General features: G+C 38.0%; 22 protein-coding genes. 7 read left to right on the top strand and 15 right to left on the bottom strand.

The annotated features are described in order from the left end of the window. Positions 1-35: 35 nt before the first annotated feature. Positions 36-2,009 (bottom strand): ATP-binding cassette domain-containing protein, encoded by a 1,974-nt coding sequence (locus VH441_RS01855; RefSeq protein ID WP_434353791.1) that lies wholly within the window; start codon positions 2,007-2,009, stop codon positions 36-38. Positions 2,010-2,201: 192 nt separating this feature from the next. Here VH441_RS01855 and VH441_RS01850 point away from each other — a divergent pair, with 192 nt between their 5' ends. Continuing rightward, positions 2,202-2,417 carry a SlyX family protein gene (locus VH441_RS01850; RefSeq protein WP_434353790.1) on the top strand — a complete coding sequence of 72 codons (216 nt, stop codon included), beginning with the start codon at positions 2,202-2,204 and terminating at the stop codon, positions 2,415-2,417. Positions 2,418-2,433: 16 nt separating this feature from the next. Continuing rightward, the gene (locus tag VH441_RS01845) at positions 2,434-3,027 is read left to right on the top strand and encodes a LysE/ArgO family amino acid transporter (protein WP_434353789.1); all 594 of its coding nucleotides are present in this window, start codon (positions 2,434-2,436) and stop codon (positions 3,025-3,027) included. 31 nt (positions 3,028-3,058) lie between these two features. Here the strand turns inward: VH441_RS01845 and VH441_RS01840 are convergent, their stop codons facing one another. After that, complete coding sequence (locus VH441_RS01840) at positions 3,059-3,703, bottom strand: MarC family protein (protein ID WP_434353788.1); 645 nt, start codon at positions 3,701-3,703, stop codon at positions 3,059-3,061. Between the two features lie 185 nt (positions 3,704-3,888). On the opposite strand from VH441_RS01840, the gene VH441_RS01835 reads away from it, so the two are divergent. Beyond that, positions 3,889-4,797 (top strand): lysine exporter LysO family protein, encoded by a 909-nt coding sequence (locus VH441_RS01835; protein ID WP_434353787.1) that lies wholly within the window; start codon positions 3,889-3,891, stop codon positions 4,795-4,797. Between the two features lie 16 nt (positions 4,798-4,813). On the opposite strand, the gene VH441_RS01830 is transcribed toward VH441_RS01835, so the two are convergent. Continuing rightward, positions 4,814-6,073, bottom strand: a complete 1,260-nt coding sequence (locus VH441_RS01830) for an FAD-dependent monooxygenase (protein ID WP_434353786.1) — start codon at positions 6,071-6,073, stop codon at positions 4,814-4,816. Between the two features lie 24 nt (positions 6,074-6,097). Next, entirely contained in the window at positions 6,098-7,423 is a 1,326-nt protein-coding gene (locus VH441_RS01825) for an FAD-dependent monooxygenase (RefSeq protein WP_434353785.1), read from the bottom strand. A 200-nt stretch (positions 7,424-7,623) separates the two neighbouring features. Between VH441_RS01825 and infA the strand changes: the two genes are divergently transcribed. Together infA and hemB are read left to right on the top strand one after the other, a co-directional pair. Next, on the top strand, positions 7,624-7,848 hold the full coding sequence (infA, locus tag VH441_RS01820; RefSeq protein ID WP_019671605.1) for a translation initiation factor IF-1: 225 nt from the start codon (positions 7,624-7,626) through the stop codon (positions 7,846-7,848). 159 nt (positions 7,849-8,007) lie between these two features. Beyond that, positions 8,008-9,012 (top strand): porphobilinogen synthase, encoded by a 1,005-nt coding sequence (gene hemB, locus VH441_RS01815; RefSeq protein WP_434353784.1) that lies wholly within the window; start codon positions 8,008-8,010, stop codon positions 9,010-9,012. A 214-nt stretch (positions 9,013-9,226) separates the two neighbouring features. Here the strand turns inward: hemB and ftsY are convergent, their stop codons facing one another. From ftsY to VH441_RS01800, 3 genes are all read right to left on the bottom strand, one after another. Further along, positions 9,227-10,189, bottom strand: coding sequence for a signal recognition particle-docking protein FtsY (gene ftsY / locus VH441_RS01810; RefSeq protein ID WP_434353783.1), 963 nt, complete (start codon positions 10,187-10,189; stop codon positions 9,227-9,229). Between the two features lie 234 nt (positions 10,190-10,423). Next, the gene (locus VH441_RS01805) at positions 10,424-10,975 is read right to left on the bottom strand and encodes a hypothetical protein (protein WP_434353782.1); all 552 of its coding nucleotides are present in this window, start codon (positions 10,973-10,975) and stop codon (positions 10,424-10,426) included. A gap of 113 nt (positions 10,976-11,088) precedes the next feature. Beyond that, positions 11,089-11,970, bottom strand: coding sequence for a D-Ala-D-Ala carboxypeptidase family metallohydrolase (locus tag VH441_RS01800; RefSeq protein WP_434353781.1), 882 nt, complete (start codon positions 11,968-11,970; stop codon positions 11,089-11,091). 195 nt (positions 11,971-12,165) lie between these two features. On the opposite strand from VH441_RS01800, the gene rodA reads away from it, so the two are divergent. After that, positions 12,166-13,317, top strand: a complete 1,152-nt coding sequence (gene rodA, locus VH441_RS01795; protein WP_434353780.1) for a rod shape-determining protein RodA — start codon at positions 12,166-12,168, stop codon at positions 13,315-13,317. Between the two features lie 249 nt (positions 13,318-13,566). Further along, entirely contained in the window at positions 13,567-14,136 is a 570-nt protein-coding gene (locus VH441_RS01790) for a septal ring lytic transglycosylase RlpA family protein (RefSeq protein ID WP_434353779.1), read from the top strand. 151 nt (positions 14,137-14,287) lie between these two features. Here the strand turns inward: VH441_RS01790 and radA are convergent, their stop codons facing one another. From radA to miaA, 8 genes are all read right to left on the bottom strand, one after another. Next, positions 14,288-15,715 carry a DNA repair protein RadA gene (radA, locus tag VH441_RS01785; RefSeq protein WP_434353778.1) on the bottom strand — a complete coding sequence of 476 codons (1,428 nt, stop codon included), beginning with the start codon at positions 15,713-15,715 and terminating at the stop codon, positions 14,288-14,290. A gap of 104 nt (positions 15,716-15,819) precedes the next feature. Continuing rightward, positions 15,820-16,572, bottom strand: a complete 753-nt coding sequence (lptB, locus tag VH441_RS01780; protein WP_434353777.1) for an LPS export ABC transporter ATP-binding protein — start codon at positions 16,570-16,572, stop codon at positions 15,820-15,822. A gap of 36 nt (positions 16,573-16,608) precedes the next feature. Continuing rightward, entirely contained in the window at positions 16,609-17,124 is a 516-nt protein-coding gene (lptA, locus tag VH441_RS01775; protein ID WP_434353776.1) for a lipopolysaccharide transport periplasmic protein LptA, read from the bottom strand. A gap of 54 nt (positions 17,125-17,178) precedes the next feature. Beyond that, positions 17,179-17,754 carry an LPS export ABC transporter periplasmic protein LptC gene (gene lptC / locus VH441_RS01770; protein WP_434353775.1) on the bottom strand — a complete coding sequence of 192 codons (576 nt, stop codon included), beginning with the start codon at positions 17,752-17,754 and terminating at the stop codon, positions 17,179-17,181. A 45-nt stretch (positions 17,755-17,799) separates the two neighbouring features. Beyond that, on the bottom strand, positions 17,800-18,327 hold the full coding sequence (locus VH441_RS01765) for a KdsC family phosphatase (RefSeq protein ID WP_434354336.1): 528 nt from the start codon (positions 18,325-18,327) through the stop codon (positions 17,800-17,802). A 13-nt stretch (positions 18,328-18,340) separates the two neighbouring features. Then, positions 18,341-19,330, bottom strand: a complete 990-nt coding sequence (locus tag VH441_RS01760; protein WP_434353774.1) for a KpsF/GutQ family sugar-phosphate isomerase — start codon at positions 19,328-19,330, stop codon at positions 18,341-18,343. Positions 19,331-19,567: 237 nt separating this feature from the next. Continuing rightward, entirely contained in the window at positions 19,568-20,137 is a 570-nt protein-coding gene (gene hfq / locus VH441_RS01755; RefSeq protein ID WP_434353773.1) for an RNA chaperone Hfq, read from the bottom strand. Positions 20,138-20,311: 174 nt separating this feature from the next. After that, positions 20,312-21,385 carry a tRNA (adenosine(37)-N6)-dimethylallyltransferase MiaA gene (gene miaA / locus VH441_RS01750; protein ID WP_434353772.1) on the bottom strand — a complete coding sequence of 358 codons (1,074 nt, stop codon included), beginning with the start codon at positions 21,383-21,385 and terminating at the stop codon, positions 20,312-20,314. Positions 21,386-21,389 lie beyond the last annotated feature (4 nt).

Here is a 21,389-nt window from a genome sequence, read left to right as displayed (position 1 = left end):
GATATTTTTAGTATTTAATATCGTTTAAAATATAGTTAATTTACAAAGCTTTCTAGCTCGTCCCAACGCTCTAACTTTTCTAACAGCAGTTCTTCAACTTCTGCCAGTCGCTCACTGGCTTTGGTTGCTGCGTCTAAGTCTTCTGTAAACCAGCTACCATCCGCCAGTTTTTGTTGTAAATCCGCTTGTTCTGCTTCTAACTTTTCCATCTCATTTGGTAGGGCATCAAGCTCACGTTGTTCATTAAAGCTTAGTTTTTTCTTTGGTTTATTATTTGTATTTTGAACCGTTTGACTTGCTAGAGAAGCTTCTGCTGCTGATTTTTGCAATTTTTCTTGCTTAAGTTGCGCTTTTTTATTTGCTTCATCAAACTGCTTTTGGCGTAAATAGTCATTATAACCACCCACATATTCGTTAACCACACCATTGCCTTGGTTGTCTTTTCCAAAAACCCAAGTGGAGGTAACCACGTTATCCATAAATGAGCGGTCATGACTAATCAATAAAATCGTACCATTAAAACTGTCAACTGATTCTTCAAGCAACTCAAGTGTTGGCATGTCTAGGTCATTGGTTGGTTCATCTAAAACTAAAATATTGGCAGGCTTTAATAGCTGTTTTGCTAAAAGTACGCGGTTACGTTCACCACCAGACAATGCTTTTACAGGGGTTCTGGCTCTCTCTGGTGAAAATAAAAAGTCTTGCAAATAGCTCATGATATGTGTTTTTTTGCCACCAATTTCTATATGGTCGCTACCTTCTGACACATTTTGCGCCACACTGGCTTCAAGATCTAATTGATCACGTAACTGATCAAAAAAAGCAACTTGTAAGTTTGTGCCAAGCTTAACACTACCTGTTTTTGTCATATCGCTAGGCGGGTTTTCTAACAGGTCTGCAAAAATGGCTTTAATAAGTGTGGTTTTACCAACCCCATTTTGTCCAATAATGCCAATTCTATCTCCACGCATAATGGTGGCATGAAACCCATCAACCAGCACCTGATTATCGTACTCCAGATGCAGGTTTTTAACCTTACATACCAGCTTGCCACTCAGCTCAGCATCTGTCATCGTTATATTTACGTTGCCAACTTTATTGCGGCGTTGTTTGCGTTCTTCTCGTAAGGATTTTAAAGCACGTACTCGCCCTTCGTTACGTGTGCGTCTTGCTTTAATACCTTGGCGGATCCAAACTTCTTCTTGCGCCAGTTTTTTGTCAAAATTTGCATTGGCTTTTTCTTCTGCAATTAACTGCTGTTCTTTCAATTCTTGATAACGTGCATAGCCTTTGGCGCCTTGCGTAACATCATAGCTAGAGAGAATCCCTCTATCTAGTTCAACAATCCGAGTCGATAGTTTATCGACAAAAGCTCTATCGTGCGTAATAAATAAAAGCGTTAATCCCTGCCAGTCCAATAAATATTGCTCCAGCCATTCTATGCTATCAACATCTAAATGGTTGGTTGGCTCATCCAGTAGCAATACGTCTGGCTTTGTTACCAATGCCCGTGCCAATAAAACACGGCGTTTACGACCACCAGATAGCTCGGCAATATCATCTTGTGGATTTAACCCCATATCGGCAATAATACGGTTTGCTTCTCGCTCTAAATCCCAGCCATGTACGGCATCAATTTCTACTTGTAAGGTTGCCATGGCTTCACAGGCTTGCATATTGCCATTGGCGCAATCATCACTTAATTTATGATACTCAGTTAACAAACTTGCCGACTTTTTATCGCCATTCATGACAATATCTAATATCTTTCCGTTAGATTCTGGTACATCTTGCTCAAGTCTTGCTATTTTGATGGCACCATCAATAATGACATCGCCACTGTCTGGCTTTATTGTGCCATCAATCAGTTTTAGCAAGGTAGATTTACCCTCGCCGTTTCTTCCAATCAAACAAACGCGTTCACCTTGATTGATTGTAAAATCAATGCCATCTAAAATTGGTGCAATACCAAATGCTAAATGAATATTTTTTAAGTGTATGAGTGCCATAAATAAGGGTTAGCCTAAGTTCTTAATTTGATTTTGCAGGTTGCAACCAATAACGCCATTAATAATGCAGATAATAAAAAGGTCACATACAATAAAACATGTCGCCTGTATGTAAGTTTGCTAAAATAGCCATATTTTAAAATAGCGATAAATTATAACACGAACAATAGGCTTTTAGCCGATGAGAGCACAATGAAATCATTAGAAAATCAGATAATAGACTTGCAAAGTAGCCTTGCACATTTAGAAATAACCGTGGAAGATTTAAATAAAGTGATAAGCAACCAAGATAAACAATTGCAAGATATGCAGCGGCAGATACAATTAATGTATAATCATCTTCTTTCAAATGGCGACTCTGGCATTGCAGCTTTTGATTTGCTAGCAGATAAACCACCACATTATTAATTTTTTTTGACGCTTTATGGATTATATTTCTGGCTTATTTTTAGGGTTTTCATTAATCCTTGCAATCGGATCACAAAATGCTTTTGTATTAAAACAAGGCTTAAAGCATCAACACGTTTTTGCCATTTGTTTGTTTTGTGCTGTTTCTGACGCCCTGCTCATTAGTGCTGGTGTTGGCGGTTTTGGTGCCGTTACTGCAAAATATCCAAACATTGTTACTTTTGCTAAAATCGCAGGTGCTTTATTTTTGTTAGTGTATGGTTTGCAAAGTTTATATAGTAGCCTAACCAAAAAACATGCGTTGAGCACAGACACCACTCAAGTAGACAGCTTAAAAAAATCCTTGCTACTGTGTTTTGGTTTTACTTGGTTAAACCCACATGTTTATTTAGATACTTTGGTTTTGGTTGGCATGGTTTCAACTGGGGCAAGTAACAAATTGGTTTTTGCTTTTGGCGCTATCACCGCTTCTTTTGTATTCTTTTTTGCACTGGGTTATGGTGCTAAACGCTTAACACCCTTGTTTACCAACCCCAAGGCATGGAATATTTTAGATGCTTTTGTTGGCGTTTTAATGATTGCTTTAGCAGGCAAACTGTATTTTGGTTAGTTTTAAAGCTTAAGTTTAAAACTTTGATAAACTAACCAAACAAACTTGGCATAAACTGACGTAATCCATTAAAAAATATTTCTACCGCAACCGCTGCCAGTAGCATGCCCATAATTCTATTTGTAATACTTAAACCTTCTTCACCCAGAAAACGGCTAATTGGATGCGCCGCCATTAAAGAAACAAAGCATATTAACCCAACAAGAAAACCTGCCAAAATAATTTGTATAAGCTCTGCATTGCTGTTTACCCTACTCGCATAAATCACAACCGTAGAAACACCACCAGGACCAATAATCATTGGAAACGCCATAGGCATAACAGCCGACACCATAGAAGGAACAACCTCCTGAACGTGCTCTACATCAACCTCTTCTTGGTCTGGTTTAACTGGGTTACCATCACCATTCATCATATTAAGCCCAATAATGAACACCAAAATACCACCCGCAACCTGAAACGCACCAAGCGAAATACCCAAAAGCTTTAATAATAGATTGCCAAGCACGGTAAAGAATATGATTGTAATAACAACGCTTAACGTACATATCCATGCAAATTTACGGCGGTTTTTATTACTATAACCTTTTGTAAAGTCTAAAAACAAAGTCAATGCACTAAATGGCTGCATTAGCACCATAAACGCAAGCAAGATTGTAATGATTTCAGTATTCATTGTTCGTTGTTGTAAAAAGGTATGTTTAAAAATATGAGGGTCTGTGATATGAGCGAATTTTATCACAATCATTTTTAAATAATAAACAAAATTTTATTAAAATGATTAAAAAACCAGTTCTCCCATCGTTATTTTTATATGATAGAATTTGTGCTTTATTTTTATTATCTTTTATTTGATTATTTATGCAAAACCTCACAACTTTAGTATTGATATTAACACCACTTTTAATTGGTTTTGCATTGCCAAAGTCACCAAAGTTAACGCACCTAGCTGATGATATTATCCGTTATCTAGTTATTATCATCTTAACCTATATTGGTATTGAGCTATCACAAGTTAGCGGTTTGCTAAACCAAATAGATGAGATTTTTAAACACGTTACATTACTTGCTTTTTTAACTCTTTCTTTTGGCATTGTTGCTTTATGGCTATTTGATAAAGTTTTGCCATGGCATGCACACACCACACAAAAAACAACGCAGCACAAAGTGAGCATTAGAGGTAGCCTGCTTCAGGTTCTTTGCGTGGTTATTGGGCTTATTATTGGACGTTTTATCCCACATGAATACTTGCCACCTGATTTTACGATGACCGCTCTTTTAATGGTTTTAATTTTAATTGTCGGCATTGGTTTAAAAGGGTCTGGCATTACCTTAAAAGAAGTACTCATTAATAAACGTGGCGTGCAGATTAGTGTGATATTTACGCTGGTGGTATTGTTGGCGGGTGTTGTATATTCACTCATTATGCCAGACGTTAGCTTATTTAAAGGCCTAGCGTTATCATCAGGCTTTGGTTGGTATTCGTTATCAGCCGTTGTCATGACAGATAACTATGGGGCAGTTTGGGGTACGATTGCTTTACTAAATGACTTAATTAGAGAGTTTTTTGCATTAATATTTATTCCTTTTATCATGCGTCGTTCAGTATCTGCTGGGGTAACTGTTGGTGGCGTAACCAGTTTGGACTTTACTCTGCCTGTTATTCAGCAATCAGGTGGTCTTGCAGTCGTTCCACTCACCATTAGTTTTGGGTTTATAACTAATATCATTTCACCCATATTAATGGTGTTATTTGCAAGTTTTGGATGATGGCTGTTTTTTAAAACTACAGCCCACTTGCCTGTTTATTAAACCAATTCATCAATACTCTATTTTTACTCACCATATTCACTGCTTCACTTCGCAGGTGTTGCACAGGTGCAAGCTGAGTATGGTAGCCTGCAAAAATCCAGTTAATAGCCGAAAATCCATGCATCATAATACTGTTATTGGCTCTACGTTGTCGTTCATATTTTTTTAGTGTTTGTAAAAGCCCCCACTGTTTATTGCAGCTACGTTTATAGTCATCCATTAACACCTTAAACAAAGCAGCCACATCCAACATACCAAGGTTTAAGCCCTGCCCTGCAAGTGGATGTACGCCATGTGCTGCATCTCCAACCAATACCAAATTATTACTAATATAGGTTTTAGCTTGCTGCGCATTGAGCGCAAAACTGGCAATAGATTCAATTTTTTCTATATTACCAAGCTCATAGCCTGTTGCAAAAGCAAGCTCATTGGCGATATGCGCCTCATCTTTGGTTAGTAGAGACAACGCATCATAAGTTGGTAAAGTCCAAACAACTGACTGCCAGTGCTGAGGGTTTTTTATATCTTCATCCGTAATATCTGCCAGTGGTAATAAGGCTAAGGTACCTGTCGTTAACATTGCTTGCCTTGCCGTAGCCTCGTGCCGCTTTTGGGTTTTAATAGCACAACAAATTGCCGTTTGCTTGTAATCTAACGTATCCAGCTGTATGCCTGCTTGCGCGCGAACAAAAGAGCCTCTCCCATCGGCACCAACTACTAACTTTGCACAAAGCCTTTGTTCATTTTCTTTATCTTTTAAAGTAACTTGATAACCAACGGAATCTCCCAACCAATCTAGGTTAGTTACTTTTTGCCCAGTAATCACTTTTAAGTAAGGCTTTACTTCCTCATTTTGCATAGCAAGAAACAAAGCATGGTCAATGACAAATGGTTCTACCATACTACCCAAAAGGTTTGATGCATGCTCATCAGCAAATTTAAGATCCCCTACGCCATTTGGTTGCCATACATGCATTTGCGTGTAATCAGCTTTTCTATCCAAGTCGCTTATATACTGCCATGCATCTGCTTCTTTTAATAAATTAATACTCGACAAGCTTAACGCATAAACCCGTGCATCTCGATTACTAAGTTTTACTTTCCAATCTTGCTCAGTCATTTTTGGACGAGCATCAATTAACGTAACAGGCATTTTTGCTTTGGCAAGCTTAATTGCCAAAGTTGCGCCAACAATACCACCGCCAATAATGATGGTTTGGTTATTTATGTTCATGCTCATACCTAAAATGATCCTAAATTATGACTTAAGCCCCATCGCATACGTAGCAACCAATGGTTTAACATTGGGTATTTTATCAAATGCGAGTAATCCTAGATTACGTGTAAACTTAACAACAGGGTTCGGGTGTGTAAACCCATGAAGCACGGCATCACAAAACTTAATGACTCTTTTTTGGTCTTTTAATCTTGCTTGCTCATAATGACGTAAAAACTGTGGATTGCCAATATCTTCCGCCTTCATACCTTGGCTAGCAATCATTTTTGCCAGTGCATGTGCATCACGCATACAAAGGTTAAACCCCTGCCCCGCTACTGGATGCAAAGTATGAGCAGCATTACCCATAATAACAATTCGCCCATCTACTTGACGCTCTGCCAACACCTTTGTTAACGGATAGCACCCTCGCTTACCTGCTTTGATAAAAGTACCTGCACGCTGTCCAAACGCATTTTGTAGCGTTTGTAAAAAATGGGCATCATCTTCTAAATATTGTTTTTCTTCCCCTTTTGGGCACACCCACACAACTGAGCGACGATACCCTTGTTGAGTTGGCTCACGCCCATCACCTTGAGCATCCGTTAATGGCAATACCGCCAGCGGACCAGCTGGGCTAAAACGTTCAATTGCAACATGCTCATGAGGCTTATCGGTTGTCACAACCCCCACAATGCCTGATTGTTGGTAGTCATATAAACTGCTATCAATATTTAATAAGTTACGCACGCTAGAATCTCGTCCATCACAAGCTACGAGTAAATCAGCTGTTAGCGTTTGTTCTGATGCTGTTTCAGAATCACTATTTTTAAAGGTAACCGTGACGCTGTCACTATTTTGTTTTAAAGACTCCACTAAGTTACCATCCATAATGCTTATTAATGGATGAGCCTTAACTGCTAGTAACAGTTTGCGACCAAGCCATGCGTTTTCCATTACTTGCCCAAAGCTTTCTACTTTTTCTTCTTCTTTTTTTAGTTTTGCTTGTCCAAAACTGCCTTGTTCACTAACATGCACTTCATCAATTCTACACGCATGACTTTGTAGTTCATCCCACAAACCAATTTCTTGATAAATTTGTACGGTGCGGCGAGATAAAGCGGTGTTTCGACTATCTAAATACTGGGTTGGTGCACTGGCATCATCTGGGCTGACAGTTGGATATTTATATTTTTCTATCAAAGTACTACTAATACCATGATGTGCTAACAACAATGAAAAAGACAAACCAACATGACCTCCACCAACTACCAATACAGACTGATTAGTTAAAGCTGATTGATTGTTTGCTACATGAGTTTGGGTTTGAGATTCTGCCGAGCCATGAGTGGTTGCGTTGGTAGTCATGATAGTTACCTTAACTTTAATACTTTAATTCGTCTATTTTAAAATCATATGATGATTTCAACCCTATACATTCTACTACTCATTGAGACTTTTTTACATGATTTGTTAAACGAAAATGCATTCAAAAGTATTGATATTGATTAGTCGCCACAAGGCGAGTATAATAACCGCTCCATTTATATCACAAGCATATTAAACTCATGGCAAAAAAAGACGATATCATCGAATTTGAAGGCGAAGTAATTGACACACTTCCAAACACATTATTTAAAGTACGCCTTGAAAATGGGCACGAAATAATTGCACATATTTCTGGCAAAATGCGTAAACACTATATCCGCATTTTAACAGGTGACAAGGTTAAAGTTGAAATGACACCATACGACTTAACCAAAGGTCGTATCACCTATCGTGGTAAAAACTAAGATTGTTTTTTTAAATTAATCTTTGAAAGATTAAATTTGCCCTGCTATTTTATAGACAGGGCTTTTGTTGTATATAACCACTTCAAATATCGACAAATGGGTCGTTATCATTTATCATCATCTCAACACATTTTATGGAAACAACTCTACAAACAGACTATGACATATTTTTTTAATAGACAATTCCCCAACACCCGCATGCGTCGCAATCGTTACAATGGCCATGTACGTGACCTGCTGCAAGAAACCAATTTAGCACCAAAACATTTTATTGCGCCGGTTTTTGTACTACCTGGTACAAACCAAAAACAGCAAGTGGCAAGTATGCCAGGTGTTGAAAGACTCTCTATTGATTTGCTCATTGATTATGCAAAAGCACTCTATGCCGAAGGCGTGACCATTGTTGATATTTTTCCGGTAATTGATGCCAACTTAAAAACCAAAGATGGTAGAGAAGCTTATAACCCGAATGGACTAACTTGCCAAGCCGTAAAAGCGATCAAAGATGCCATACCAGAAATGGTCGTAATGACCGACGTTGCACTCGATCCTTATACCACGCATGGGCAAGATGGGGTGATTGATGGTAGCGGTTATGTTATGAATGATACCACTGTAGAAATATTGGTTAAACAATCACTGGCACATGCACATGCTGGTGCCGATATTATTTCTCCCAGTGATATGATGGATGGAAGAATAGGCGCAATTAGGCAAGCTTTAGAAGCCGATGGATTTTATAATACAGGCTTAATGGCTTATTCTGCTAAATATGCCTCTACCTATTATGGACCTTTTAGAGACGCTGTCGGTAGTGCAGGCAACCTTAAAGGTAGTCACAAAAAACAATACCAAATGGATTTTGCTAATCGTAGTGAAGCATTACACGAGGTTGCACTTGATATCCAAGAAGGTGCAGACATGGTAATGGTAAAACCTGGTCAACCCTATTTAGATTTAATTCGAGAAGTCAAAGATACTTTTGGCGTGCCTACTTTTGCTTACCAAGTATCCGGTGAATATGCCATGCATAAGGCAGCCATTTTAAATGGTTGGTTGAGTGAAGATGTTATTTTAGAAGCCTTGCTTGGTTTTAGACGGGCTGGTGCTGATGGCATTTTAACCTACTTCGCCTTAGAAGCAAGTCGAATGCTAAATCGTTAAGTAAACTAGGTTTATTAAGTGACCCTTTTATTTTTACATAAAAGAATTTTACATACACTTTTAATATGACCATGTAATGATATAACCGCCCATACTAAAAAACGCCAAAGTTAAACAGCTACTTTGGCATTTTTTAATAATTTTTAGTTCAACTAATTTTTTTCAACATAGTAGTTCAAAAAAGATGCGTTCAAAATCGCTAATCATCAAACAACTACTCATCTTCTGTATCAAATAACGCCTTTACAAAATCTTTTGGTTCAAACTCACGCAAATCATCAATCGACTCACCCACCCCAATATATCGAATCGGTATGTCCGTATTATTGGCAATATTAAATACAACCCCACCTTTTGCCGTACCATCTAATTTTGTGACGGTAATACCCGATACCTGAACCGCTTCATTAAAGGTTTCTACCTGATTAATCGCATTTTGACCTGTGCCTGCATCAAGTACAATCATGGTTTCATGTGGGGCGGTTGGATCTGACTTGTGCATAACACGCACAACTTTTTCTAGCTCTGCCATTAAATGGGTTTTGTTTTGCAAACGCCCTGCTGTGTCTGCAATCAAAACATCAATATTTTTAGCACGTGCAGATTCCATGGCATCAAAAATTACTGACGCACTGTCAGAACCATGCCCTTGTGCTACAACAGGGATATCATTGCGCTCACCCCAAATTTGCAGTTGCTCGGTTGCTGCGGCTCTAAAAGTATCTCCAGCCGCTAACATCACAGACTTACCTTCTGCTTGTAGACGTTTCGCCAGTTTTCCGATAGTGGTTGTTTTACCAACCCCATTAACACCCACCATTAAAATTACAAAGGGTTTTTTGCTTGTATCAACAGTTAATGCCTCAACTTTTGGTTCTAAAATTTGTATAAGCTCTTGCTGCAAGGCCTTGTATAATGAGTGAGAATAAATCAAATCACCACGGGCTGTTTGCTCTGTTAAGCTTTTAACAATTTTATTAGTTGCATCTACGCCAATGTCTGCAACCAACAACTGATCCTCTACCTCTTCTAGCAGTTCGTCATCAATCTCTTTACCACCAATAAGAATGTTAACCATACCTTCTGCTAAGTTTTTACGTGACTTAGTAAGTCCCGTCTTCATTCGGCTAAACCAGCCAGTAGATTTTTGGTTGTTTTCAGTGTGTTGATTATCCATAGATTGCCTTTTCAAAAACTTGTACGCAAGTTAAGCGTTTTTAAATCATTGTACTTTGTATGCTGCGATACACATCGCATTTTATCACATCTACTTTAAATTATTTTGCGAGTATATTTGGTGTTGATTTTTAAATCATACGAAAGCCACTTTGCAAACTCCATGGCAAAATTTCGTTTAGCGTAAAAAAACCCTTGTTAAATGATTAACAAGGTAAGCAAAAGTTTTGGTATGTCATTTAATGACGATCTCAATATCATATTGGAAGTTATCAGGTTTGTTTTCCATCCCGTTATAGCTTAACCGAATGGTATGTCTATCCTTTTTAACCACTTGATATGCCCCATTATTAAAGTTATGCATAATTGGGGTAACTAACCATTTTTCTAGTCTTCTATCGGCAGATACCACATCAACGGTTTCACCAATTTTTGGATAAATGTAGTATTCACAATAATTGCTTTGCATAATTTCATTACGGCGCTTAATACGTGTGGTATCAACAGGTTTATTTATGAGTTTTGGGCATATAAAACTCGTTTTGGCAGCATAGGATGCATCTTCTTTGATGACTTTTTCTTTTAATGCTTTTGCTTCTTCATGAACCAAACCCGTATTAATTGTTGTATTGGATGTTGTATTTAGTATATGAGGAATATCACCCATTTGAGAAGGTTTATTATTAACAGTAATGGCCTGAACATTACTACCATCACAAGCACTAATGGCAAATACCAAACTAGGTAATCCAAAAGCAACGCTAAACTTTTTTTGTAGTGTAAGCATAATTTAAATAAAAAATCAGTCTATTGATTTATAAAATATGAGCTAGATTGTATCATTTGATTGTTGCATATTCTAGTTATCCTGCCATAAAACCATTATTTTTTAACAGCGGATTAATAACGACAAGCCGAATATGAAGGCGTAAATTGTCCACCCCATTTGCGATATTTTTGCGTATCTAAGTGGATTGCACCCGTAGAATAAATGCCTAAACCAAAATCATAAGACTCACCTTGATACTGCCAAAAATGACACAGATTTTCTTTCAAGCTATCTTGTTGCCATTGACTATATTCATAACTAGGAACCCAAATATCAATTGCTGCATTTTCTAGATGTTTACTAGAGCTTGCACCACCTGCACACCGGTTTAAATCATAGTCACGATAAACAGAACGAATTACTGACTCATGTGGCACAACCCCCTGCTTTTTTAAGTCACTATAAAGCCTTAAGGTAGGTACAATATTTGACCACAAATACCTTGGGGGTACTTGATAAGGTTCTGCCCCGCACTTATCCCAGCTTCTTGCTGTTCTTATCAACTGTGCCATGGGCGGTACATTGTTACTACCAAGTTGACTGATTAAATATTGACGATAAGCATCAACTTGATATTGATAGTAACTATGTTGTTTTAACCAGCGATCAAAATCTGGTAAGCCGCTATCATCTAAACTATAATCATGCGAATGCCCTGTATGAAAATCCGCATAGCTATCATGATGGTGGTGATGGTTCGTCGTTGAAAAACTGTGGTTATTAGTTGTTCTTTTTTCAGTAACTGTTAAATTAGATTTACCCGTTCCATATGGATAGCTGATATTAGGGACAACACTAACTGATTTTTTAGTTACATGGGAGGTTTGAGCATTAGAACTACAGGCAACGTTGATAACAGCTAAACAACATAGCGCAGGTGCTATTGCCATTTTTATCACTTTATGGTTTTTTGAGCTTATATTAAGTTTTAGATTACGTTGCTGATTTTTCATGTTATTGCTCATTAATAAAAAAATTAAAGCATCATACTAACAAATATAATATTTTTTTTCTTTAGTAAGTTATTATTCAATTCTTTCAGGAATGAAACCATAGCCAATATATGCCATTAATTTAACATCTATTTACTATTAAAATTAACGCAGACAATATAAAATATCACCGTTCCATTACTTTTATAATCTACTATGTCACACACAAACCAACAATATAAGTTCTCCCGTCATAGCAATCATCTGGGTAAAGACGACGCTGTTAGTCTTTGGCAAAAGCTACATATTGATCCATGGCTGATGTTATTGCTTATTACCATCAGCTGTATTGGTCTCACCATTTTATATAGTGCATCAAACCAAAATATCGGCTTAGTTTTTAGGCAATCTATTAGTTACTTTATTGGGTTTATGGTAATGATTGTGATGGCGCAAATCCCGCCCAACTTTTACCGTACGTTAACCCCTGTATTTTATGTTGGGGGGATATTTTTATTGGTGATGGTACTCGTTATTGGTGAGGTGCGAATGGGTGCGCAGCGATGGATACGCATACCTGGCTTTGGTAGTGTTCAACCCTCAGAGTTTATGAGACTCGGCATGCCAATGATGACGGCATGGTTTTTATCAAAAAGAGAGTTACCACCCAACTTGATTACCGTATTTAGCACGCTTGCACTTATTATTGTGCCTGTGTTATTAATTGCAAAAGAACCCGACTTAGGCACCTCATTACTGGTCGCAGCAAGTGGTATTTTTGTTTTATTTTTAGCTGGCTTACCTTGGTGGATGATTGGCACTGCCATTGCCATATTAATCCCTTTTATTGCCATTTTGTGGAACTTTTTGATGCTACCATATCAAAAACAGCGCGTGCTTACCCTCTTAAATCCAGAAGCGGATGTGCATGGTACAGGTTGGAATATTATTCAATCAAAAACCGCCATCGGATCTGGCGGGTTATCTGGCAAAGGATACTTAGAAGGTACCCAGTCTCACTTAGAGTTTTTACCAGAAGGACACACAGACTTTATCATTGCTGCTTTTTCTGAAGAGTTTGGACTTTTTGGTGTTTGTGTACTTATGTTTATTTATGCTTGCCTACTCGCCCGAACCTTGTATCTTGCTTTTATTAACCAAAATGTATATGGCAGGTTGTTGGCAGGTGCTATTGGTTTGTCTTTTTTTGTATATATATTTGTAAATGTTGGTATGGTTGGTGGTATTTTGCCTGTCGTTGGGGTGCCATTGCCACTAATAAGCTATGGTGGTACTGCACTGATTACCTTAATGGCTGGATTTGGACTGGTTATGTCGGTACACACTCATCAACAACACAAAATATAAGTACGATGTTTCAGAGGCTTTGAGAAAAAAGCACATAACACAAATATTTAAACCAAATATTTGTGTTTTTTATTTAAATCAAGTAATATTAAAGCTTAATACAAATTTTATATTTTTTTAGAGGTTGTTCGCCTTAGTAGTTTGTTTAAACCAATATAAGACTGATTTAAGTGGCTAAATACCATAAAATGACTTTTAAAAAGATATAATGATATTGTTTTTACAATATTTTAACTAAAGGTGCTTATTATGAAGCGTCATTCGGCATTATTACTGATTTCTACGACAGTACTTGCTGGCACAGCAACCAGTGCTTACGCAGCCAATCAAAATACTCCCGCTATCGATAAAGTTTTAACTGAACTTAATCGACAGCATAGTAATGCCTCAAACCTTGCAAAAGCAGGTCGCAGTAATAGTTCATCACTTGCATTAAACAGTGGTTTACTATCTTCCACTCATACTAGCTCAAACAACAGCAATATGATGGATCGTCTAACTGAAGTTGCGTCTACAACGGTCAATAAGTTTTCTCAATCTGGTTCGGCTTCTTGGACTGGTAAAAAGATGCAAGGGCAGACAACCGCCAGTGGCGAAAAATTTAACATGTATGCAATGACTGCATCACACCCTTACCTACCAATGAACTCGTATGTAGAAGTTACTAGCAAAGCCACGGGTAAAAGTGTGGTCGTTAAAATTAATGATAGACGACCTTCAAATAGCAACCGTATATTAGATTTATCCTATGGCGCTGCTAAAAAATTAGGCGTAATAAATAATTCTAATAAAGTGACTATTAAACGCATCTTCTTGTAGTACTCTTAAACAAAAGTCACATAACTTTATAATAAAAGCCGCAAAATTAGATTCTACGGCTTTTAAATTTTTGAAACTTTTTTATAACAAGGGCTAATTAAAATTTAACTATTGTTGTCTGTTGTCTGTTGTCTGTTGTCTGTTGTCATTTTTAATATAACTCATCAAATGCAATTTGCATACATTCATCCAGCCTATCAACTGCATGGACTTTAATACCCTTAAATGCTTTACTGCCGGCTTTTGGCGCATTTGCTTTTGGCACAATGGCATGAGTAAATCCATGCTTTAAAGCTTCTTTGATTCTTTCTTGCCCATTAGGCACAGGTCTTATCTCACCAGATAAACCCACCTCACCAAATACAGCCAGCGATGAAGGTAACGCTTTTTCTTTTAAGCTAGAAGCACATGCCAGTAAGACTGCTAAATCTGAGCCAGTTTCTAATACTTTTACACCACCAACCACATTTACATAAACATCTTGCCCACTGGTATGTATACCACCATGACGATGCATAACGGCTAACAACATTGAAAGACGTTGATGATCTAACCCTAATGCCATGCGCTTAGGTTGCCCTTGTGAGTCATCTACCAATGCCTGTACTTCAACCAATAGTGGACGAGTACCTTCTCGACTTACCATAACAATCGAGCCAGCAATAGGCTTATCATATCGGCTTAAAAAAATGGCAGAAGGATTCGCCACTTCTTTTAAACCCAGATCTGTCATGCCAAATATACCTAACTCATTCACCGCACCAAAACGATTTTTAACCGCTCTAATCATACGAAAGCGAGAATCTGGTTGACCTTCAAAATATAAAACCGTGTCTACCATATGCTCCAACACTCTTGGACCAGCTAACGAACCTTCTTTGGTTACATGCCCCACCAAAAATAATGCCGTCCCCGTTTGTTTGGCATAACGCGTTAACATGGCAGCAGATTCTCTAATTTGACTGACCCCACCAGGCGCAGAGCTAATGGCATCGGTAAAAAGTGTTTGAATAGAATCAATAACGGCGATAGCAGGTTGCTCTTGTGTAAGCGCTGTACAAATTGTTTCTACATTTGTTTCGGCAAGTACTTTAAGCCTATCGGCAGGCAAACCTAAACGATTCGCTCGCATCGCCACTTGCGATAAAGACTCCTCCCCTGTCACATATAAAGCACTACCTGCGAGCGAGTCTGCTTTTGCCATATTAGTGGCAATTTGCAGTAAAATGGTTGATTTACCAATACCTGGATCACCACCAATCAACACAACTGAGCCTGCGACTAAACCACCACCTAACACTCTATCAAACTCACCTATCCCCGTTGGCAGGCGTGTATCTAAGGTAACGCTTACCGAGTTTAGAGGGATAACGGCACTTTGCGAACCTGCAAAGTTGCTATTACGCTTTACTGTTGATTTAGAAGAGGTGGCAGAAGCATTTGATTTATGATGCGGCAAACTCACATTGGGGGCTTCGACCAGTGAATTCCACTCACCACAGTCACTACATTGCCCTGACCACTTTCCAAAATGAGCACCACAGTTTTGACAGACATATGAAGATTTATTTTTTGCCATAGTATTTAGATAATAGATAAAAAACAGGAAAATGAGCTACTCGTGTAAAGTAAGCTCAAAAAAAGCAAAACAACTAACATATTAAAGAATGGGAAGAAGCAAACTTAAGCTTTAAAGTTTTCACCTAAGTAAACTTCGCGTACTAATTCATTAGCTAAAATCTGTTCACGATTACCCTCGGCAATAATTCTACCTTCAGACACAATAAACGCCTTCTCACAAATTGCTAAGGTTTCTCTTACATTGTGATCAGTAATCAACACACCAATACCACGTGCTTTTAAGTTGTTGATGACTTCCATGATGTCACCAACAGAAATTGGGTCAACACCTGCAAAGGGTTCATCTAACAAAATAAACTTAGGGTCTGATGCTAAGGCACGCGCAATTTCACATCGGCGACGCTCACCACCAGACAAACTCATACCTAAAGAGTCCTGAACATGCTCTAAATTAAATTCTGCAATGAGTTTTTTAAGTTCTGACTTTTGTTGTGCACTGTTTAAATCATCGCGTGTTTGTAAAATGGATAAAATATTATCTTGAACTGTCAGTTTTCTAAAAATTGAGGCTTCTTGAGGTAAATAGCCTATGCCAAACTTTGCACGCTCGTGCATGGCATATTTTGATAAGTCCTGATTACCAAGGGTGACCGTACCTTTATCCATCATCACCAGTCCAACCACCATATAAAAGCTCGTGGTTTTACCTGCACCATTTGGTCCTAATAATCCAACAACTTGTCCTTGTTGTATTTCAAAAGAAACATCTTCAACTACCCAGCGTTTACCATATTGTTTACCTAAATGATTAATAGACAATAGCATTGGCTTGGTTATTTGCTGTTTTGCTTGCATAATATTCGCTTTAAACAAAAAAAATTAATAATAAAATTAACGAACGGAGCGTAAATCAACATTGCCATTTGGGGGGAATACTAGCTCAACACGTCTGCCACTGCCACCTGTTGCTTCAACATCACCTGCTTTTAAACTATAACGTAACACGTTACCAGAAAAACTCGCGCCATTTTGGCTTAATTTGGCATTACCAGTTAAAGTGATAATCCCAGTAACAGAGTTATATTCAATTTTATTTGCCTGACCTTTTGCCATGCCTTTTTCTTTTGTTACAACCTGCTGAATCGTTGCAGGACGACCTCTTGCAATTGCAGAGCTAATACCACCATTTTTAGCCAAATTAACCACAATGTCACTTGAACGCATTTTTAGCGTGCCTTGAGTAATAATCACATTGCCTGAATATGTGGTCACACCAGTACTAGCACGATAAGTTGCCTTATCAGCCAATAGCCTAACTGGCTGGTTTGCATCAGATGGTAAAGCAATACTCGAAGTGGTTGTTACTGCTAATAACCCTAATGCTCCAAGTTGTAAAAGTTTGCTCATTTTAAACTGCATATTATTTCTCATTTTCAAAAATTTAATCAAAGTCACTATCTATTAAAATAAAGATTTGTCTTTTCTTTCTACTGGCATGAAACTTATTGATATGTTATTAAAGTCATAATCCCCTATTTCTAGGTTTGCTGTCATCGACTGTGCTTCAAAACTATTATCGCCTTGTACTACTTTTACAGGTTGCGTACTTTTTAAAACTTTTTGTTTCGTATTGCCTGTTAACTCAGTGCCGATCACTATAATTTTGGTATTATCATCCAGTGCGTTACCAACAAGTTTAAAACCACCAGTTAACAGCATTTCTCCCGTTTCTTGGTTTAAACTTGCCTTACCTGAAGTTAGCTGATAGTTTTTGTTAGCTGCTGGCGTCCAATCCATACTTAAACCACTGATTTCATCAAGGTTTGTTACGCTATTATGAGTAAGCTTTTCAGCATTAAGCTGATACTCTGTTTCGCCTTGTTCATTCGTTTGCACTGCTTCTATACTGGTTGCTTCTGAGTCAATCTCAGGATTTTCAATGCTAATTGGGGAACTAATTTCTACATTGTTTTTAAATAACCAAAATGCAGCAACCGCTATAATTAGGGCAATTATAAATAATGGCTTAGTTTTCACAAAGGCTCCAACATTCTATAACGATTTATTAACTTAAAAGGGAAATTATTTAGATACATATTGGCAAATAAAATCTTCATATTTACCAATACCTTTTAAAATGGTATCGGCAACTTCACGTACTGCGCCATAGCCTCCACATCTGGTGGTTACCATATCAACATATTTAACAACTTCTTGATGTGCATTTGGCACACTGGCTGAGAACCCAACCGCTTGCAAAGCTTTTATATCAGGTAAATCATCTCCCATATAAGCACAATCAGCAAACGATAAGTCTAACTCTTTTGTAAGCTCGGTTAGAGCGGTAATTTTATCATCACGCCCCTGTACTATGTGTGTAATATTCAATTCTTGTGCACGTTTTGCAACCATTGGGCTAGTGCGCCCTGTAATAATTGCAACGACAACACCATTATCTTGCAATGCTTTAATACCAACGCCATCTTGCACATAAAACGCTTTTGTTTCTACACCATTTGCATCATAAATAATTTTACCGTCAGACAAAATGCCATCAACATCTAATGCCAATAATTTTACATTTTTTGCTTTTTTAATTAAATCGTGCATCATTAAAATCTCCTTATTTAACCCCTGCCTGCACCAGATCATGCATGCTCACTACGCCATCTAACTTGCCATCATCTGTTAGTACTAGCAGTTGCATGACTCCTTTTTCGTTCATTACGGTAAGGGCATCCGATGCACGCATATTTTTAGTCACAGTTTTAGGGTTTTTGGTCATAATATCGGCAATTTTAGTTGTCATGTTAATGTTATTTTTAAACCCACGACGTAAGTCACCATCAGTAAAAATACCTTTTACTTTTTTATTATCATCAACAATCACTGTCATGCCTAAACGCCCACCTGTCATTGAAAATAGCGCTTCTTCAAGCGTTTCAGACTCTTTGACTTGTGGTAAATTCTCAGCATCTGTGTGCATTAAATCGGCGACTTTAGTTAATAACTTTTTACCTAATGCCCCAGCAGGATGAGACATCGCAAAGTCTTCTGAAGTAAAGTCTCGGGCATACACAAGTGCAACTGCAAGTGCATCACCAATTGCCAAGGTTGCCGTTGTGCTGGAGGTTGGCGCCAATCCCAGTGGGCAGGCTTCTTCGGACTTGCCTAAAGTTAAAGCAATATTTGCTGCCTTTGGCAGGCTACCACGAGTATCACGACTGATACTAATTAACGGAATTTGTAACCTTTTAACCACTGGCAAAAGTGTATTAATTTCATCTGAATTACCAGAGTTAGAAATTGCAATCAAAACGTCTCCTGCAACCAGCATCCCCAAATCGCCATGTCCTGCTTCACCTGGGTGCATAAAAAATGATGGCGTACCTGTAGAAGCAAACGTCGCTGCAATTTTACGCCCAACTAAACCTGACTTTCCCATGCCTGTAATCACCACACGACCGTGGCAATTAAGAATTGTTTGACACGCGTTTTCAAACCGCTCATCAATTTCTTCTGACAGTATTTTTAATGCCGAGATTTCAGTCTCTATTGCATGTTTGGCATGTTGAATTAATTGTTTAGGAGCGATGTTGACTTCTTGATTCATTTTTTACTCTATTTATTAGTTTACATTTTAAATAAAAAAAGGATCTGTAATAACAGACCCTTTTTAATATCGCCCAAACACTGCCCATGACAAAACAGTTGGAAGTTTAAAACGATATAATGTAAAGTTTACAACTGCAAAATCTACAATGAAAACACTTGGCAAGTTATTACATAATTAGGTACAAACTATACCATATCTAGCGATTCACTGTTTATCTAAATATTGCTAATTCAGTTATGAATTGTTACCAAAGTCGTTGCCATTATCAACATCAAAATTTGGCTTTTCGGCACCGTCATCAAAGCCTCTTTCATCAAACCCACCTCGATCTTTAAAACCTTGGTTATTACTAAAGCTACCACGCTCTTGCCCAAAGCCACGTTCTTGTCCAAAACCACGATCCTGACTGAATCCACCGCGATCTTGATTTACCCCGCTACGTTGAGTTGGATTGCCACCAAAACCCGTGCGTGGGTTGCTTCCAAAACCAGGACGTTCTTGAGTAAAGCCAGCTGCTGGGGTTTGTTGTTCAAATCCTGCGCTCATGTCGCCACCTTGATACCCTGATGACTGAGGCATAGAGCCACCTCCAGCAGCACGTGGATTGCGCGCAGGTACGACAGTAGAAATGGCATGTTTATATACCATTTGACTCACTGTGTTTTTTAATAAAATAACATACTGATCAAAAGACTCGATTTGTCCTTGCAGCTTTATACCGTTAACCAAAAAAATTGACACAGGAATGCGATCTTTACGCAATGTATTTAAAAATGGGTCTTGCAATGTTTGTCCTTTAGACATAAGAGTCTCCTACCTAAAAAAGGGTAACTTTATGAATTACTAATATAAATAAAAATTAATAGACACCATAATAAAAACCTAAAGCAAAATATTTATTATATTTATAATTGTTTCGGGCTGAAAAATATAAATCATGCTTGGCAAATGCCTTGCTAAAGCTTACATTATTGTTTTTTATATCAGCAGTTGTTTAACTTTCTCGATACTGTTTGCAGACAATATTGACAAGCTTTTATGATTATCCAAATCACTATTGGCAAGTTTATTTAATTTTCTTAGCCATGTGGTTTGACGCTTTGCCAGCTGCCTAGTTGCATATAATGCCTTATTTTTCATATCTTGACAAGCATCATCCACGACAACTAACTCTTTTCGCTGATTTTTTTTTGAAAAAGGATTAAATGTTTCGTCAACACCTTCTTTAAGCTGTAAGAAGCCATTTTCTACATAAATTTTATCGACTGCTAATAAATAATCGATTACCTGCCGATAATCCACACAACGCATAGAAGGCATTGTTTGTGTTAAATTATATTTTTTTATTAAACCTAACACTTCTGGAACAAATCCATTTTGCCACATAATTTCTAAACGCATCTCTATTCTTGCATGCAGCCATTGTCTATCAGGCATAACGCCTAATCCTATCCAATTTTGTTGTGGGTTATGTGCCAATGCTTGTTTTGGCAGTGCCTGCCACTCACTAATTGGTTTGCCTGTTTGTTTATATACCTCAACAGCTCTCGTAATACGTTGGGTATCTGTACTGTGTAGGCGTTTTGCCGTTAGTTCATCAATACCATGCAGATATTGATGCAAGGCCTCGATGCCTTCTGCCTGACGCCACTGTTCTACTTCTGTACGTATAATAGGGTCACTATCTGGCACACTTGATAGCCCATCAAACAATGCCATGTAGTACATCATTGTACCCCCAACCAACAATGGGATTTTGCCACGATTGTGAATGTCCGTTATCAAACGCTCAACATCGCGCACAAAATCTGCCACATTATAAGTTTGATTCGGGTCAATAATATCTACAATATGATGTGGGTAATCTTGCAACTCTTGTATGGTGGGTTTTGCTGTGCCAATATTCATATCACGGTAGATAAGTGCCGAATCTACCGAAATCAGTTCGTAGCGACCTGTGTCATATAATTCATACGCCAAAGCGGTTTTACCACTGGCTGTTGGTGCCATTAGGCTAATAACGCTATTGGGAGTAATATTCAGTTTTTGCATTTTA

The sequence above is a fragment of the Psychrobacter sp. HD31 genome, from assembly GCF_051097895.1.
In the GTDB taxonomy this organism is placed as follows: Bacteria; Pseudomonadota; Gammaproteobacteria; order Pseudomonadales; family Moraxellaceae; genus Psychrobacter.
This window is presented reverse-complemented; position numbering and strand designations above follow the sequence as displayed.